Source organism: Polaromonas sp. P1_G2 (assembly GCF_056405515.1).
This window is the reverse complement of record NZ_JBFUBY010000061.1, coordinates 1-18,103: the sequence shown is the minus strand read 5'-3', so window position 1 is coordinate 18,103 and position 18,103 is coordinate 1. Positions and strand designations below refer to the sequence as shown.

The following is an 18,103-nucleotide window of genomic DNA, read 5'->3' as shown; positions in this document are numbered from 1 at the left end:
AGCGTGGCCATCACGTCGTCGGGCTTGACGGCGGCGGCAGCCGCCGCGGCGGCCTGCGCAGGATTGCCCTGCAGGCCTTGCTGCAGGTTTTGCGCCAGCACCTGGCCCAGCGCCACGCCGGCGCCCAGGCCCATGGCGTCGCCGGCAATGCCGCCACCACCGCCTGCGCCCTCGGCGAACTTCGGGATCGCCTGCGCCGTCTGGTACTGCATGAACTTGCCCATGTCGTTGCCGACCATGCCCATGCCGATTTTCTGGTCCAGGATTTTTTGCAGCTCTTCGGGCAGCGAGACGTTCTGCACCGTCATGCCCTCGAGCTTCAATCCGATCTTGGCGAACTCGGGTGTGAGTTGCGTGACCAGCGCCTGCGCGAAGGCCAGCTGGTTGGCGGCCAGGTCCAGGAAGGCGATTTCACTGGAGGCGATGGCGTTGGAAATATTCTGCAGCACCAGGCCGCGCAGCTGGCCGTCGAGGTCGGCCGTGCTGTAGCGCTCGCGCGTGCCCGAGATCTCGGTGTGGAAAAGCTTGGGGTCGGCGATGCGGAAGTTGTAGTTGCCGAAGGCGCGCAGGCGGACGGCGCCGAAGTCTTTGTCGCGGATTGTGATGGGCTGGGGCGTGCCCCACTTCTGGTCGATCTGCTGGCGCGTGCTGAAGAAGTAAACGTCGCTCTTGAAGGGCGATTCGAATAGCTTGTCCCAGTTCTTGAGGTAGGTCAGGACCGGGATGGTCTGCGTGGTCAGCTTGTACATGCCGGGGCCGAAGACGTCGGCGACCTTGCCCTCGTTGACGAACACCGCCATCTGCGACTCGCGCACGGTGAGCGAGGCACCGTACTGGATCTCCATGTCGGCCATCGGGAAACGCCAGGCCAAGGTGCCGTCGCCGTCCTCGGTCCACTGGATGATGTCGATGAACTGTTTCTTGATGAAGTCCATTAGTGCCATGGCGCGCTCCCCTTTGCTATGAAGTGAGTTGTCGGCCACATGATACCCGGCGAAAACGACATCAGGCGGTGAATCCCGTCCGCAAGCGCAGACGGGCCAGGTCAACGCCGGATGGCGCCGCTTACTGCCCCGAGCCCGCCTGCGGCACGCCGGCCAGGCAATTCACGGTACCGGCCCCGACGGTGCAGTCGCCCTGCGCCGGATTGGCGGCATTGGGCGTGTCGGGAAAGCCCGCCAGGCGGAAGGGTGGTGCTTCCGTCGTCTCGGCCAGTTCCTGCGTGCTCCGTATGCCGGCCGCGCGGCGGAAGGCCTGTTCACGCCGGTCGTCGGCTTCCAGCACCGGCAGCGCGGTGCCGTTGACGACACGCAAATCCCCGGTCCGCTCGGCCATATTGGCCGGCGCCGGCGTGATCCCACCGTCAGCACGTCCGCGCCTATGCGGCCGGTAAAGGCCGCGGCGCCGGTCGCCAGCGTGGCGGCCGTGGTGCCGTCCTGCACCTTGTCGGCGGCGGTGATGCCGCTGACATTGGCGATGGAGGCCGGCGTGATGGTCGCCGTGGTGGTGGTCGTGGTGTTGACGCTGTAATTACCGGCGTCGGTACCCGTGATGGCGATGCCGCCGACGTTCACCGTCTTGCCGATGCCGGCGTTCTTGTCGGTGAAGGCCGCCGACGTGTTGCTGGCGGCGAGCACGTCGCCGGCAACACGGTTGTCGTTGAGCGTCACCGTTGCGGCCGTGCCGCCGTCGTACACCTTGTTTTGTGCCGCGGCGCCGACCGTGAGGGCGCGCTGCGTGATGTCGGCGGTGGTCGCCGCCGTGGTGTTGACGCTGTAGTTGCCGGCATCTGTGCCGCTGATGCCGATGCCGGCCACGCTCACAGCCTTGCCGGTGCCGACGTTCTTGTCGGCGAAGCTGGCAGCGGTATTGCTGGCGCTGAGCACGTCGCCCGCGACGCGGTTGTCCGTCAGGGTCACGCCGGCGGCGGTGCCGCCGTCGTAGACCTTGTTGTTTCCCGTGGCATTGACCGTGAGGGCGCGCTGCGTGATGTTGGCCGTGGCGGCCGCGGTGGTGTTGACGCTGTAGTTGCCGGCGTCGGTGCCGGTAATGGCGATGCCGCCCACGCTGACGGCCTTGCCGATGCCGACGTTCTTATCGGCGAAGTTCGCGGCCGTGTTGCTGGCGGTAAGCGTATCGCCCGCGACGCGGTTGTCCGCGAGGGTCACGCCAGCGGTGGTGTTGCCGTCGTAGACCTTGTTGCTTCCCGTGGCGCTGACCGTGAGGGCGCGCTGGGTGATATTGGCCGTGGTCGCGGCGGTGGTGTTGACGCTGTAGTTGCCGGCGTCGGTGCCAGTGAGGCCGATGCCGCTGACGCTGACGGCCTTGCCGGTGCCCACGTTCTTGTCGCCAAAGCTGGCAGCGGTATTGCTGGCGCTGAGCACATCACCCGCGACGCGGTTGTCGGACAAAGTGACAGTGGCAACGGTGCCGCCGTCGTAAACCCGGTTCTGGCCGGTGGCGCTGACGGTGAGGGCGCGCTGCGTGATGTCGGCCGTGGTCGCGGCGGTGGTGTTGACGCTGTAATTGCCGGCGTCGGTGCCGGTGAGGGCGATGCCGCTCACGCTGACGGCCTTGCCGGTGCCCACGTTCTTGTCGCCAAAGCTGGCCGCCGTGTTGCTGGCCGTCAGCACATCGCCGGCGACGCGGTTGTCGGCCAGGGTCACGCCGGCCGTCATATTGCCGTCGTAGACCTTGTTGACTCCGGTGGCGCTGACCGTGAGCGCGCGCTGCGTGATGTCGGCCGTGGTCGCGGCGGTGGTGTTGGCGCTGTAGTTGCCGGCGTCGGTGCCGGTGATGCCGATGCCGCTGACGTTCACCGTCTTGCCGGTGCCGACGTTCTTGTCGAGGAAGCTGGCTGCCGTATTGCTCGCGGTCAGCACGTCGCCGCTGAGGCGGTTGTCAGCGAGCGTGACGGTCGCGGTGGTGCCGCCGTCGTACACGCGATTCTGGCCGGTGGCGCTGACCGTCAGCGCGCGCGGCGTGATGGTGAGCGCGCCATTGGTCAGGGCCAGGGTGTAGTTTTCGCTGTTGGCCCCCACGCCCGCGGTGATGGCCACCGGGCCGGCCGCCACGGCGGTCCGGTCGACGGCCGTGGTCGTGTAGTTCACGCCCTGGCCGGCGACGGTGTCGCCGTCAATCAGGCCGCCCACCACGCCGGTGAGCAGCGGGTTAGTGTCGCCGTAGACCTTGCTCTTGTTGTCGGCGGTGACGGTCAAGGTCGGTGCGATGCGGTAGAGGAAAGTGTTCGCGCTGCCGGCCGGCACATAGCTGGCATCGCTGTTGTAGCGCTTGCTGTAACCGGCGACGCCTTCGAGCGTGGCGCCGGGGTCGCCGCTGTACACCAGGTAACGCCCGGATGCGGCCACGATGCCGCCCGCACCCACGTTGTTGATGAGCTGGCCGCCGGTGCTGACGCCGGCGGCATTGGCGCTGCCGGCCTTCAAGACCACGGCATCGCCGGTGGCCGAGGAACTCACGGCGCTGTTCAGCGTGAGGTTGGAGGCCGCACCGGTGGTTTCAATCTTGACCGTGCCGCTCGCCGTCACGCCGGCGGTGGCGCCGACGGTTCCCACGGCCAGCGCGCCGGCCTGTTTGTAGTCCACGCTGCCGGTACTGGCGGCCAGCGTGGTGACGGCGTTGCCCGCGTTGGTAAGCGTATAGGCGCCTGTGCCCGTCAGCGCAAGCCCCGAGGCCGCGATAGCGCCGGACTGGCTGACGGCGCCGCCGGCGGACAAGGTGGCGTTGGCGGTGGTGGCAATCGCCGCCACGTCGAATCCGCCCGCGCTGGCGTACTGGACGGCGCCGGCCGCGTTGGCCGTGTCCGCGGCATTGCGCGACTGCAGGTTGATGGCCGTGCCGGCATTGCCGCTGTTGTTCAGCGTGATGGCGGCACCGGCATTGACCAGCGTTTTGACCTTCAGCGTCCCGGCCGTGATGTTGCCCGTGCCCGCCGTCTGGGTGACCGCGCCCAGCGCCGCCAGGTCCAGCGTGCCGCTGCCCACGTTGGAGGCCGTAGCGCCCACGCCGAGGTTGACGGCGCCCGCGCTGCGCACAAAGGCGTTGGCATTGCCCGTGGTGTTGACGCTGAGGTTGGTGGCTGCGATGTCGATGCCGTTGCTGGCGTCCGTGCCGATCTGGCCGTTGGCGTTGAGCGAAACGTTCTGCGCGGTGATGGTCTGCACGCCCACATCGGTGATGGAGCCGGCATTGAGCGTCAGCGTCTTGCCGGCCAGGGCGACCGGCCCGCCTATCGTCATCACGCCGGTGCTGGCCGTATCGCCGATCACGATGGGACCGGTGGCGCCTGTCGCAAAAGCGGTGATTTCCGCGGCCGTGAGGTCAAAGCCGGCGGCGCCCGCCAGCGACATGGTGCGGCTCGCGGTCTTGGCCTTGAGTGTGAGCACGCCGCTGGTGGCCAGCGCGTTGTTGCCGGTGTTCGCGGCGATGGCGACCGTGTCGGCCGTGATCGTGATGGGCCCGGTTCCGGCGGTCACGTCGAAGTTGTTCTGCGTGTAGCTGCCGGTGCCGGTGTCTATGGAGACCGCGCTGTTGGTGGTGCCGAGGTTGCCCGTCAGCGTCACGCCGTTGTTGCCGTTGTTCAGCGCGAAGCCGCCGGCCGCCGTGATGCTGTTGAGGGCGGCGATGGCGTTGGCCTGGGTGCCGAAATTCAGCGAACCGGCGCCGGTGCCGGCCACCGCCAGCGAGGCGGCCGTGACGGCGCCCGACTGCGTGATGTTGCCGTTGGATTGCAGCGCCAGCGTGCCCGTGGTGTTGACCGCGGCCACATTGAAGCCGGTGGCATCACGGTAGGAAATTGCGCCGGCGGCATTGACCGCATCGGCGGCATCGCGCGCGCGCAGGTCCACGCTGGCGGCTTCGTTGCCGGCGTTGTTCAGCGTGATCGCGGCGCCGGCGTTGACCAGCGTCTTGGCGACCAGCGTGGGCGCGGTGATGGCACCCGTCTGGGTGATGGCGCCGCCGGCCACGACCGTCAGGCTGGTGGCGGCCGTGGAAGCGCCCAGAGCGATGGCGTTGCTGTCGCGCAGCGAAACGTTGTTGCCGCTGGTGACGGCCACGCTGGAGAAATTGTTGCCGGCGTTAGCCAGCGTGATGTCGTTGGTCGCACCGGCAGCCAGCGTGGTCGCGCCGGTCACGGTGAGGGCGCCGGTTTGTGTGATGGCGCCGGCCGTGTTCACCGTCAGCGTGCCGGAGACCGTGGAGGTGCCCAGCGCCAGCGCGTTGGCGTCCGCGAGGCTGACGTTGAGCCCCGAGACCACCGACACCGCGCCGCTGAAATCGTTGCCCGCGTTGTTCAGCGCGATGTTGTTGCCGGCACCCACCGCCAGGGTGGCGGTGGTGGCCTTGATGGCGCTGGTCTGCGTGAGAGCGCTGCCGGCCGTGAGCGTCAGCGCATTGACGTTGAGCGCGCCGTTCAGGCTGATGTCGCCGGTGTCGGCGCCGTTGGTGGTGGCCGTCAGCGAGGTGGCGCCGCTGACGCCGGCCGAGGCGCCGCCTATGGCACCCACGGCGATGTCGTTGGCGGTCACCGTCAGGGCCGACAGGGCCAGGCTGGCGCCCGTGGTGCCGGTAATGGCAACATCGCCCTTGCCCGCCTGCAGCACCAGCGCGCGGCCCGAAGCCAGGCTGTTGACCGCGCCGTCGAACTGGATGTTGGCGCCGACGCCGACGCCGGCATTGCCGCCGCGCGAATCCAGCGTGATGCTGGCCGCATTGAGCAGGGCATCGTCCTTGATGCGGATCGCGCCGCCTGCGCCCGAGACCGCGGCACCGACCTGGTTGCCGCCCAGCGCCGTGAGGCCGCCGGCCAGCGTGATGGTGGGCGTGGCGCCCGCCGCATCGAGGGTGATGCCGCCGGCATTGCCGCCCGCCGCCGCACCCAAAGCGCCGGCATTGCCGCCGCTTGTCGTGATCGCCGCGACCGACACATTGCCGCCCGTCGAAACGACCGATACCGCCGCGCCCTGCCCGCCGGCCTGGCCGATGCCCACGCCGTTGCCGCCGATCGCGCTGAGCGTGCCGGTGCTGCTGATGGCCGCCGTGGAATTCACGTTGATCGCGGCGCCGTTGCCGCCCACGCCGGTACCGCTGCCGTTGCTGCCGTTGGCCGAGATGGCGGCCGTGGTGACACCGGCCCCCGAGACGTCCACAGTGCCGGCATTGCGGCCGTTGGCCGTGCCGATGGCCGCGCCGCCGGTGGTGTTGATGGCGCCCACGGCGACAGTACCGCCGGCGGCCGAGATATTGACATTGCCGCCATGGCCTGAAGTGCCGCCCAGCGTGGTAATGGTGCCTGCCGTGAGGTTGCCTGCGGCATTGCTCACGTTGATGCTGCCGGCCGTGCCGCCCGCGCCTGTGCCCAAGGCATTGCCGGTTTGCGCGGTCAAGGTGCCGGTGCTGATGTTTCCGCTGCCGCTGTTGTTGACCGCGATGCTCCCGGCACTACCGCCGGCGGCATTGGTGCCCACGCCCGCGCCGCCGCTGGCCGCGAGATTGCTAACCGTGATGCCGCTGTCGCCGGTGATAGAAATCGCCGCGCCGTTGCCGCCAGCCTGGTCGCCTGTGAGCGTGCCGTTGGTGCCGCTGGCGGTGATGGTGCTGGCGGTGAGCAGGCCGCCTGCGGCCTGCAGCGTGACGGCGCCTGCATTGCGTCCGCTGGTGCCGGCATTGGCCGTGCCGCCGCTGGAGATGATGGCGCCCATCGTCAGCACGCCGGCCGTGGAGGTGGCGCTGATGGCACCGCCGTCAGCGTTGGCACTGCCGGTGGTGGTCAGCGCGCCTGTGGTCACAGCCGTGCCGTTCAGTGTGATGCTGCCGGCCGTGCCGCCGGCGCCTGTGCCGGTCGCACCGCCGGTCGAGGCCGTGATGCCCCCGGCGGCGGCCAGCGTGCCGCTGCCGGTGATGCTGACCAGGCCAGCATTGCCGCCGGCCTGGTTGGTGCCCAGGCCCGCGCTGCCGCTGGCGGTGACGAGGCCGGTGACGGAGCGGTTCACGCCCGTGATCGTGACATTGCCCGCATTGCGGCCGGCGCCGGTTCCGCCGGACAGCACCGTGCCGCTGGTGTTCAGCGTGCCGGCAACCGTCACCCCGGCCTGTGAGGCCAGCGTGACCGCGCCGCCGTTGCCGCCAGCGGCACCCACCGTGCTGATGGCCCCGGTGCTGAGGTTGGCGCCGGCTGCGTTGTTGGTGAGGCTGATGCTGCCCGCCGCGCCGCCCGCACCTGTGCCCACCGCCGCGCCGGTTTGCGCGGTCAAGGCTCCAGTGTTGATATTGCCGCTGGTACTGTTGGTCACCGTGATGCTGCCGGCATCGCCACCGTCCGCGTTGGTGCCCACACCCGCACCGCCGCTGGCAGTGATGGCCGCCGTGGTAACTGCCCCGGTGGACGTGATGCTGATGGCCGCGCCACTGCCACCCTTCTGGTTCGACGCAGCAGCCGCCGCGCCGCCATTGGCCGTGATGGTGCCGGTGCCCATGTTGAGGCCGCCGCCGCTGATGGTGACCGTGCCGGCGTTACGGCCGGCCAGGCCATTGACGGTGGCGCCGCCGCTGGTGGTGATGTTGTTGTTCAACACGGACACCTGGCCCAGGGCGGACAGGCTGACATTGCCGCCGTTACCCTTGGTGCCGCCCGTCGTGGTGATGGCGGCGGTCGACAGCGTTCCCGCGGCGGCCGTGTTGGTGACGCTGACGCTGCCGGCAGTGCCGCCCGCGCCCGTGCCCAGCGCAATGCCGGTTTGCGCGGTCAGGGTGCCGGTGGCGATGTTGCCGCTGCCGCTGTTGTTGAGGGTGATGCTGCCGGCATTGCCGCCGGCCGCGTTGGTGCCCACGCCCACGCCGCCGCTGGCCGCGAGATTGCTAACCGTGATGCCGCTGTTGCCGGTGATGGAAATCGCCGCGCCGTTGCCGCCGGCCTGGTCGCCTGTGGGCGAGCCGCCGGTGCCGCTGGCGAAGATGTTGCTGGCGGTAAGCAGGCCACCCGTCGCCTGCAAGGTCACCGTGCCCGCGTTGCGGCCGGTCGTGCCTGCATTGGCTGCGCCACCGCTGGCGGCGATGACACCCGCCGTCAGGACGCCGGCCGTTGACGTTGCACTGATGGCACCGCCATCGCCGTTGGCGCCGCCCGTGGTGGTGAGTGCGCCGGTGGTGACGGTGCTGCCGTTCAGCGTGATGCTGCCGGCCGTGCCGCCGGCACCCGTGCCGGTTGCAGCGCCGGTCGAAGCCAGGATGCCCGTAGCCGCATCCAGCGTGCCGTTGCCCGTGATGCTGACCACACCGGCATTGCCGCCGGCCTGGTTGGTGCCCAGGCCCGCGCTGCCACTGGCGCTGACGAGGCCGGTGACGGAACGGTTGACGCCCGTGATCGTGACATTGCCCGCATTGCGGCCGGCACCGGTTCCGCCGGCCAGCACCGTGCCGCTGGTGTTCAGCGTGCCGGCGACCGTCACCCCGGCCTGCGAGGCCAGCGTCACCGCGCCGCCGTTGCCGCCGGCTGCGCCGCTGCTGTCTATGGCGCCGGTACTGAGGTTGGCGCCGGCCGCGCTGTTGCTCACGCTGATGCTGCCGGCCGCGCCGCCCGCACCCGTGCCCACCGCCGCGCCGGTGCGTGCCGTGAGCGCGCCCAGCGCAATCGCGCCGGCCGTCGTGGAGTTGTTCTGCACGCTGATGCTGCCGGCGTCGCCGCCATCGCCGTTGGTCGTGCCACCCGCACCGCCGCTGGCGATGATGGCCGCCGTGGTGACCGCTCCGGTGGACGTGATGCTGACGGCCGCGCCGCTGCCGCCCTTCTGGTTAGAGGTGGCCACCGCCGCGCCGCCGCCGGCCGTGATGCTGCCTGTGCCCATGTTGAGGCCGCCGCCGCTGATGGTGACCGTGCCGGCATTGCGGCCGGCCAGGCCATTGACGGTGGCGCCGCCGCTGGTGGTGATGCTGTTGTTGGCGGTGGCGACCTGGCCCAGCGCCGACAGGCTGACATTGCCGCCGTTGCCCTTGGTGCCGCCCGTCGTGGTGATGGCCGCGGTGGAGAGCGTTCCCGCGGCGGCCGTGTTGGTGACGCTGACGCTGCCGGCCGTGCCGCCCGCGCCTGTGCCCAGCGCGTTGCCGGTTTGCGCGGTCAAGGTGCCGGTGCCGATGTTGCCGCTTGCGCTGTTGTTGAGGGTGATGCTGCCGGCATTGCCGCCGGCCGCGTTGCTGCCCACGCCCGCGCCGCCGTTGGCCGTGAGGTTGGTGACCGTGATGCCGCTGTTGCCGGTGACGGAAATCGCCGCGCCGTTGCCGCCGGCCTGGTCGCCTGTGAGCGTGCCGTTGGTGCCGTTGGCGGTGACGGTGGTGGCTGTGAGCAGACCGCCCGTGGCTTGCAGCGTGACGGCGCCCGCATTGCGCCCGCTGGTGCCGGCATTGGCCGTGCCGCCGCTGGAGATGATCGCGCCCGTCGTCGTCAGCACGCCGGCCGTCGAGGTGGCGCTGATGGCGCCGCCGTCAGCGTTGGCGCCGCCCGTGGTGGTGAGTGCGCCGGTGGTGACGGTGCTGCCGTTCAGCGTGATGCTGCCGGCCGTGCCGCCGGCACCCGTGCCGGTTGCAGCGCCGGTCGAGGCCGCGATGCCCGCAGCCGTGTCCAGCGTGCCGGTGCCGGTGATGCTGATCACACCGGCATTGCCGCCCGCCTGGTTGGCGCCGTTGGCCGCGCTGCCGATGGCGCTGATCAAGCCTGTGACGGAGCGGTTCACGCCCGTGATGGTGACGTTGCCGGCGTTGCTGCCGGCGCGCGTGCCGGCGGCCAGCGCCGCACCGTTGGCGTTCAGCCAGTTGGTCACGGTGACACCGGCCTGCGAGGCCAGGGTCACCGCGCCACCGTTGCCGCCCGCGCCGCCCAAGGCGTTGATGGCGGCGGTGCTGAGGTTGCCGGCAGCCGCGTTGTTGGTGACGGTGATGCTGCCGGCCGTACCCCCGGCACCGGTGCCCACCGCGTTGCCGGTTTGCGCCCCCAGATTTCCGGCGACGATGTCGCCGCTGCCGCTGTTGCTGATCGTGATGCTGCCGGCATTTCCACCCGCCGCGTTGGTGCCCACGCCCGCGCCACCGCTGGCCGCGAGGGTGTTGACCGTGATGCCGCTGTTGCCGGTGATGGAAATCGCCGCGCCGTTGCCGCCGGCCTGGTCGCCTGTGAGCGTGCCGTTGGTGCCGCTGGCGGTGATGGTGCTGGCGGTGAGCAGGCCGCCCGCAGCCTGTAGCGTGACGGAGCCCGCATTGCGCCCCGTGGTGCCGGCATTGGCCGCGCCGCCGCTGGAAATGATGGCGCCCGTCGTTAGCACGCCGGCCGTCGAGGTGGCGCTGATGTTGCCGCCGTCGCCGTCGGCGCCGCCCATGGTGGTCAGCGCGCCGACCGTGACCGCCGTGCCGTTCAGCGTGAGGCTGCCGGCCGTGCCGCCCGCACCTGTGCCGGTGGCCGCGCCCGTTGACGCCGCGATGGCCACGGTGCCCAGCGTGCCGCTGCCGGTGATGCTGACCACACCAGCATTGCCGCCGGCCTGGTTGGTGCCGTTGGCCGTGCTGCCGATGGCGGTAATGACGCCAGTGACGGAGCGGTCTACGCCGGTGATCGTGATGTTGCCGGCGTTGCTGCCGGCGCGTGTGCCGGCGGCCAGCACGGTGCCGCTGGTGTTCAGCAAACCGGCCACGGTGACGCCGGCCTGCGAGGCTAGCGTGACAGCGCCGCCGCTACCGCCCGCGCCGCCCGCGGTGTTGATGGCACCGGTGTTGAGGTTGCCGGCGGCCGCGTTGTTGGTGATGGCGATGCTGCCGGCCGTGCCGGCGGCGCCGGTGCCTGTGGCCGCGCCGGTTTGCGCTGCCAGCACCGCCGTCACGATGTTGCCGCTTCCGCTGTTGGTGACCGTGATGACGCCCGCGTTGCCGCCCGACCCATTGGCGCCCGCGCCGCCCCCGCCGCCGGCGGCGATGGTCGCGCCTGCGATGCCGCCCGCGGCGCTGATGGAAACCGCTCCCGCGTTGCCGCCGTTGCCGGTGGTGTTGGCGCCCGTGCCGCTGGCCGTCACGGCGCCCAGCGCGGTGATGGCGCCGGCCGCCGTGATGTTGATCGCGCCGGCATTGCGGCCCGAGGTGTTGGCCAAGGTCCCTCCGCCGCTGCTGGTGACGATGCCCGCGCTGAGCGCACCGGCGGAGTTGAGCGTGATGGCGCCGCCGTCGCCGTTGGCGCCGCCCGTGGTGGTGATGTTGCCGGTGCCCAGGCTGGCGCCGGCCGCGCTGTTGGTCACTGAAACACTGCCGGCCGTGCCGCCGGCGCCCGTGGTCGTCGCATTGCCGGTGCTCGCCGTCAGGCCGGCTACCGCAATATTGCCGGCGCCGCTGTTGGCCAGGGTAATGCTGCCCGCGTTGCCGCCCACCGCGACGCCTGTGCCGGCAATGCCGCCGCTCGCCGCGAGGGTGCCGGTGGCGGCAATGCCGTTGGTGGAGGTGATGCTGATGTTGCCGCCGGCGCCGCCAGGTTGCGTGGCTCCGGATCCGGGAGTGCCGCTGGCCGTGATGGCGGCGACCGTGACACCCGCGCCCGTAATGCTGACGGCGCCGCCGCTGCGGCCCGGGTTGCCGGCCGTGGCCGCGCCGCCGTTGGCGGTGATGCCGCCGGCCAGGTTGATGATGCCGCTGGCGTTGAGGGTGACGTTGCCGGCGTTGGCATTGCCGGCGCCGGTGGTGATGATGGCGCCGGTCGCGATGCTGGTAATGCTCGCGCCGGAAAGGGCGATACCGCCGGACTGGGATGTCACGGAGGCGCCCAGCGCCAGCGTGCCGAAGCCGGACGCATCCGCGTCGGCCTTCAGGTTGACAGCGCCGCTACCCGAAGTGGCGAGCGCGGCATTGATATTGATGTTGTTGTTGGCCTCGAAGCTGACGCTCTTGTTGGCCCCCGCGACAAAAGCGCTCCCCAGCGTGATGTCGTTGGTGGCCTGCAGCGTGATGTTGCCGGCGACGGCATTGAGGGTGCCAACCGACACGGTTTGCGTAGTGCCCGGCTGGGCGCCGAAGGTACTGACATCGGCATAGGTAGCCGGGCCTGCCGCGCCGACAATGATATTCAGGGGATCCAGCAGCAAGGTGCCCGCAGTGCCGTGCGCCGCGCTCATGTCAACAGCGCCGTCGAACGCCAGCGTATTCTTGCCGGATACCTCGACCATGCCGCCATTGCCGGCTTGTGCGCCGCCCGTGGCCTTGATGCCGCCGAAGAAACCGGTGCTGCCATCCGACCAGACGACGACCTTGCCGCCGTCGCCCGAAGCCACGGCGCTGGCATCAATCAATGCGTCGGATGCGACCAGGGTCAGCGCGGCATTCTGCTCCGGCCCCTTGCCCTGATAGCTGCCGCCCACCAGCACTGTGCCGCCACCGGCTTGTCCGGACGCGTCAATCCGCGCGCCGCTGTCCAGCGCGACCTTGTCGCCCAGCACCTGCACCGTGCCGCCGCTCTGGCCGGCCGCCGCGCCGCTGGCGTCCAGCGTGCCCGAGACATGGACCACGCCCGTGGCGCCGCCGCTCAGCACGATGGTGCCGTTGCGCTCCACCGCCGAGTTGGCGCGTATCACGCCCGACTGGTTGATGACGGTGGCCATCGCGTCGCCCATGGCGCTGGCCAGCACGGCGACCTGGCCGCCTGTGGCCGTGATGCTGCCGCTGTTGTCGATGGCGGCTTGCGCGGCCGCGGCGTCGACCGAGAAACTCACCAGGCCCACACCCGAGGCGTCGACCGACACACGCGAGCCCGCGAGCAGGCCGACGGAGCCGGCTTCGGCGCTGATGGCGCCGGTATTGGTGACTTGCGGCGCGGCCAGCAGCACGTAGCCGCCGCGCGCGGCGGKGATGCTGCCGTGGTTGCTGACGGCGCCAGTGCCGCTGCCGCTGAAGTTGTAGCGGCCGGCCATGAAGTCGCCGTTGCTGATGTCCAGGCTGGAGGCGACCAGGCCGCCGACGTTGACTTGCGCGCCGGGCGCGAACATCACGCCCGAAGGGTTGACCAGGAAGACCTGGCCGTTGGCGCTCAGCGAGCCGAAGATGGACGAAGCGCCGTTGCCGATCACGCGGTTCAGCGCGACGGAGGCGGCGCCGGGCTGCACGAACTGCATGGACTGGCCGGTACCGATGYTGAAGCTTTGCCAGTTGAGCACGGCCTTGTCGCTGGCCTGGTTGACCACCATGGCATTGGCCGAGGGCGTGCTGACGCTGGCCTGGCCGGCCACCACCTGCGCGCCTTCGGGCAGGGCGGTGGCCCAGGGCGAGACGGCCGCCAGCAGCGTCGCGAGCAATTGCGACAGGCGGCGGCCGGTGCGGATGCGGTAGGTGGCCGAGAGCTTGCGCGAGAGGCGGACCACCACGGTGCGCACTGACCAGGGACGGTAAGCGGCGTGGGAATTGGAGGTGGTGGTCATGGTGGGCATTCGGAGGTAACGGGTAACTAGAACCAGGTCTGGGCCGACAGCCAGGCGCGCGGCGCGCGGTCGGGGTCACCGGTGGAGGGCTGTGCCGGCGTGGTGCGCCAGGCCAGGTAGGTTTTGATGAGGAACTTGCCGGGCCGGCCCAGCGTGGCGCCCACACCGAAGGAGCCCAGGCTCAAGGTGTTGGCATTGCTGGGCAGGGTGGGGCCGTTCTGGTTGAAGCGCACGCGGCCGAAGTCGTAAAAGGCCAGCAAGGTCAGCGGCTCGCCCCACGGTGCCTGCGGGAACTGGTAACGCGACTCCAGGTTCAGCAGGAAACCGGCGTCGCCCACGCCTTCGCCCACCGGGTAGCCGCGCACGCCGTTGGGCCCGCCCAGCATCATTTTTTCGGCCGAGCTGAGGTTTTTGGATGCAAGCTGGGCCTGCGCCGCGAGGTGAAAGCTGTAGGGTGCGTCGAAGAACTGCGAGCGCTGGAATTCCAGGTTCAGCTTGCTGAAGCCGCCCGCGGTGCGCAGGCCGCCCAGGCCGTCATCAAACACCTGGTCGGCCGCGGAGAGCGCCAGACGGCCGAAGGTGAGGTTCACGGCGTAGCTGTTCAGGCCGCTGCCGCCCGCCACGCCGTCGATAAAGTTGCCGGCCAGCCCCAGTCTGAGCGCGCTGATGTCGCGTGCGCTGGCGAGCGCCGGTGTGCGGGTCTCATCGACCAGTTTCTTCTGCTCGGCGCTGATGAAGCCGTAGAGGTTGGTGCCACGCCCGCGCAGCAAAGGCTGGGAAACGCTGATGCCGGCGATGTCCGCCCGGCCGCTAGCGCCCAGCGCCTGGAACTGCTTGCCCAGCGCGTAGTCCAGCCGCGCCAGGCTCAGGCCCAGCCGCGTGCCCTGCGCGCCCACCGGCACGGTGTAGCCGATGCGGTACAGGGCCGAGCCGGCCTGGTCGTTTTGCTGCACGCTCAGGGCGAGCACGTCGCCGCGGCCCAGCAGGTTGTTGAGATTGGCGTTGAGTGCGGCGCGYACGGCGCCGGCGGCGCGCGCGCCGTGGTTGTCGACGCTCACGGACCCGTCGAAGCGCGGGCCCTTGGCCTGCACGGTGACCAGCACATCGGCCTGGCCCGGGTTCGCACCGGGCTGGACGGTCGCGGCGGCATCGTAGCCGGCCAGGTCGCGCAGCAGCAGCACGGGCTTGTCGAGCGCGTAGTCGGTGACGGCGTCGCCCGGCTTCAGCTGGCCGGCCACGAGGGCTTCGGCAAAGGCCTGCGAAATGCCCGTGCCGTCGACCCGCACCGTGACGCGGCCTACCCGCGCTTCCAGCACGGCGATGGTGACGGTGCCGCCCTCGGCGGGGAAAGCCTGCTCGGGCAGGTAGGCCTGCGTGAGCAGGTAGCCTTTTTGCCGGTAGTAGGCACTGATGGTGTTGGCCGCGTCGGTCAGGCCGGCGAGGTTGGTGGGCTGCTGCAGGCGGGACGCGAGCAGCGCTGCCAGGAGCTCGCCGGAAAACACCGTGTTGCCGGTAAAGCTGAAAGCGGCCGGCGTGATGCGGGCGGTGCCGGCGGCAGGTGCCGCCGGCTGGGGTTGGCGCAGTTCCACCGGCGGGGTGCCGCGGGGCGGCAGCAAGGGCAACGGGCCTGGCGACTCCAGCAAGGTGCCGGCATCCGGCCGCACCTGGGCGAACGCAGGCGCGCTCCCGGCGGCGACGGCAGCCAGTACAGCCCAGGCCAAAGGCCGGAGCACCAGAACAGGAGGACGGAACAAGGACAGACCTTTCAAGCCAGAATGCAACAAAGTGTTGCAATCCGGTTGTAGCCTTTTGCATTCATTCTGTCCAACGCTTTCCCTGTTCGGGGCGCAGGTTTAGCTCGTATCTGTTTGTTTTTTCACACTTTTTTGATGCCAGTCGCTACAAGCGTAAGAGGCTGCCCTCAAATGTTGCAATTTGTAAGAAATCGGCTTTGCGCGCTATTTACGGCTCATAGCCCTATGGATCATTTAGGCCAAATCAATTGGCCTGAAGCTTAGGCAATTCCTACCATTGGATAGGAATCAATCGCTTTTAGCTATTTTGAAGGAACAGCCGATGAGCAAACTGGTACGCGCCAACCTGCCCACCCTGAAGAAAACCGCCAGCTATTACGTGGTGCACGTGACGGTGGCGGCGCTGGTGGCCTATGCGGTGACCGGCAACTTCCTGCTGGCGATCACGCTGAGCCTGCTCGAGCCGACGGTGCAGGCTTTTGCCTTTTTCTTCCATGAAAAGGCTTGGCAGCGCTGGGGCGGCCAGCGCCCGGCCGCGCCTGCGCAGGCACAAGCCGTCCTGTCCACCACCCGCGCCTAGCGGCTATGCGCTGAGCCGCTCAGGCCGTGCCCCACACCTCGCGCGCCGTTTCGACTACGAGGCGCAGCTTGTTGCGCTGCGCTTCGACGGCGATGTTGTTGCCGTGCACGGTGCTGCTGAAGCCGCACTGCGGTGACAGCGCCAGCTGCTCCAGTGGCGCGTATTTCGCCGCGTCTTCGATGCGGCGCTTCAGGTCGTCCTTGCTTTCCATTTCGCCGAACTTGGTGGTGACCAGCCCCAGCACCACGGTTTTTCCCTTGGGCAGGTAACGCAGGGGTTTGAAGTCACCGCTGCGGCTGTCGTCGTATTCGAGGAAATAGGCGTCCAGGTCCATTTCCTTGAGCAGCGCCTCGRCCACCGGCTCGTAATTGCCGGCCGCGGCGTGGGTGCTCTTGAAGTTGCCGCGGCACAGGTGCATGGCCAGGGTCATGCCGGCGGGCTTTTGCGCCACCACCTTGTTGATGAATTTGGCGTAGCGATGCGGCAGCTCGTTGGGGTCGTCGCCGCGCTGGCGCGCCGCTTCGCGCATTTTTTCGTCGCAGAGGTAGGCCAGGTTGGTGTCGTCCATCTGCACATAGGTGCAGCCGGCCGCGGCCAGGCTGCGCAACTCGTCGCCATAGGCTTTGGCCACGTCGTCGTAGAAGGCCGGGTCGAGCTCGGGATAAGCCTCCTTGCTGATGCCGGCGCGGCCGCCGCGAAAGTGCAGCATGGTGGGCGAGGGGATGGTGACCTTGGGCGTATTGCCGGCGCTGACCTGGCTCTTGAGGTACTGGAAGTCGGCGAGCTGGATGYCCTTGACGTGGCGCACCTTGTCGATCACACGCATCACGGGCGGCGCCAGTTCCATGCTGCCGTCGGGCCGCTGGATGGTGACCGGGATGTCGGTCTTCACGCCGCCGATCTGTTCGAGGAAATCGATGTGGAAATAAGTGCGGCGGAATTCGCCGTCGGTGATGCTTTTAAGGCCCACGTCTTCCTGGAACTTCACGATCTCGGTGATGGCCTGGTCTTCGACCTTGCGCAGTTGTTCAGGCGTGATCTGGCCCTTGGCTTTTTGCTCGCGGGCTTCGAGCAGGTACTGGGGACGCAGAAAGCTGCCGACGTGGTCGTAGCGGGCGGGTAGTTTGGCGCTCATGGGAAAGTCTCCATAGTTTGCAGATACAGGGCCTCATGGTATTCCAGCCGGAACTACCCTCATTGAATACAGAAACTCCGTATTTACCCTGAATTTCCCTAGTTTTCTTGGCTTTTGGACGGTTTATGTATACATTGCGTATCCATGGAAGCCAAAAAACCCACTTTTCCGCTCAACGCCTGGTATGCCGCCGCCTATGACGTCGAGCTGGGCCGCAAGCTGCTGGCGCGCACGGTGTGCAAGCAGAAGCTCGTGATGTTCCGCCGCACCGACGGCCAGGTCGCCGTGCTGGAGGACGCCTGCTGGCACCGGCTGCTGCCGCTGTCCATGGGCACGCTGGAGGGCGATGAAGTGACTTGCGGCTACCACGGCCTGGTCTACAACGCGCAGGGCCGCTGCACCCATATGCCCAGCCAGGAAACGCTGAACCCCTCGGCCTGCGTGCGCGCCTTCCCGGTGGTCGAAAAACACCGCTTCATCTGGGTCTGGCCCGGCGACCCGGCCAAGGCGGACCCGGCGCTGGTGCCCGACATGCACTGGAACGACGATGCGGCCTGGGCCGGCGACGGCAAGCTGATCACCGTGAAGTGCGACTACCGCCTCGTGGTGGACAACCTGATGGACCTGACCCACGAGACCTTTGTGCACGGTTCCAGCATAGGCCAGCGCGCCGTGGCCGAGGCACCCTTTGTGGCCACGCATGGCGACCGCACGGCCACCGTGACGCGCTGGATGGAAAACATAGACGCGCCGCCCTTCTGGGCCGGGCAGATCGAACACGCGCGCGGCTACACCGGCAAGGTGGACCGCTGGCAGATCATCAAATTCGAAGCGCCCTGCACCGTGAACATCGACGTCGGCGTGGCCGAGGCCGGGTCGGGCGCGCCGCCCAAAGACGGCCGGCCCGGCGACCGCAGCAAGGGCGTCAACGGTTTTGTGCTGAACACGGTGACGCCCGAGACGGACGGCAGCTGCCACTACTTCTGGGCCTTCGCACGCAATTACTGCCTGGGCGAACAGCGCCTGACGCACCAGCTGCGCGAAGGCGTGGCCGGCATCTTCCGCGAGGACGAACTCGTGCTGGAAGCCCAGCAAATCGCCATCGATGAACACCCCGACCACCAGTTCTACAACCTCAACATCGACGCCGGGTCCATGTGGGCGCGGCGCCTGATAGACC

Annotated in this window: 6 protein-coding genes; 2 read left to right on the top strand and 4 right to left on the bottom strand. The window is 69.0% G+C overall.

Annotated features, from left to right (window positions below):
* From AC1D0P_RS08870 to AC1D0P_RS08860, 3 genes are all read right to left on the bottom strand, one after another.
* The coding region (locus AC1D0P_RS08870) for an SPFH domain-containing protein (protein WP_477676399.1) at positions 1 to 944 on the bottom strand (944 nt) is incomplete at its 3' end.
* A 162-nt stretch (positions 945 to 1,106) separates the two neighbouring features.
* Positions 1,107 to 13,454, bottom strand: coding sequence for a YDG domain-containing protein (locus AC1D0P_RS08865; RefSeq protein WP_477676398.1), 12,348 nt, complete (start codon positions 13,452 to 13,454; stop codon positions 1,107 to 1,109).
* 26 nt (positions 13,455 to 13,480) lie between these two features.
* Positions 13,481 to 15,208: a ShlB/FhaC/HecB family hemolysin secretion/activation protein gene (locus AC1D0P_RS08860; RefSeq protein WP_477676397.1), complete on the bottom strand. Its 1,728-nt coding sequence runs from the start codon at positions 15,206 to 15,208 to the stop codon at positions 13,481 to 13,483.
* A gap of 322 nt (positions 15,209 to 15,530) precedes the next feature.
* Between AC1D0P_RS08860 and AC1D0P_RS08855 the strand changes: the two genes are divergently transcribed.
* Complete coding sequence (locus AC1D0P_RS08855) at positions 15,531 to 15,788, top strand: DUF2061 domain-containing protein (RefSeq protein WP_477676396.1); 258 nt, start codon at positions 15,531 to 15,533, stop codon at positions 15,786 to 15,788.
* Positions 15,789 to 15,807: 19 nt separating this feature from the next.
* Here the strand turns inward: AC1D0P_RS08855 and AC1D0P_RS08850 are convergent, their stop codons facing one another.
* Positions 15,808 to 16,923, bottom strand: a complete 1,116-nt coding sequence (locus AC1D0P_RS08850; RefSeq protein ID WP_477676395.1) for a 5-methyltetrahydropteroyltriglutamate--homocysteine S-methyltransferase — start codon at positions 16,921 to 16,923, stop codon at positions 15,808 to 15,810.
* 144 nt (positions 16,924 to 17,067) lie between these two features.
* On the opposite strand from AC1D0P_RS08850, the gene AC1D0P_RS08845 reads away from it, so the two are divergent.
* Positions 17,068 to 18,103 (top strand): aromatic ring-hydroxylating dioxygenase subunit alpha (locus tag AC1D0P_RS08845; protein WP_477676394.1); only part of this gene is annotated, 1,036 nt, incomplete at its 3' end.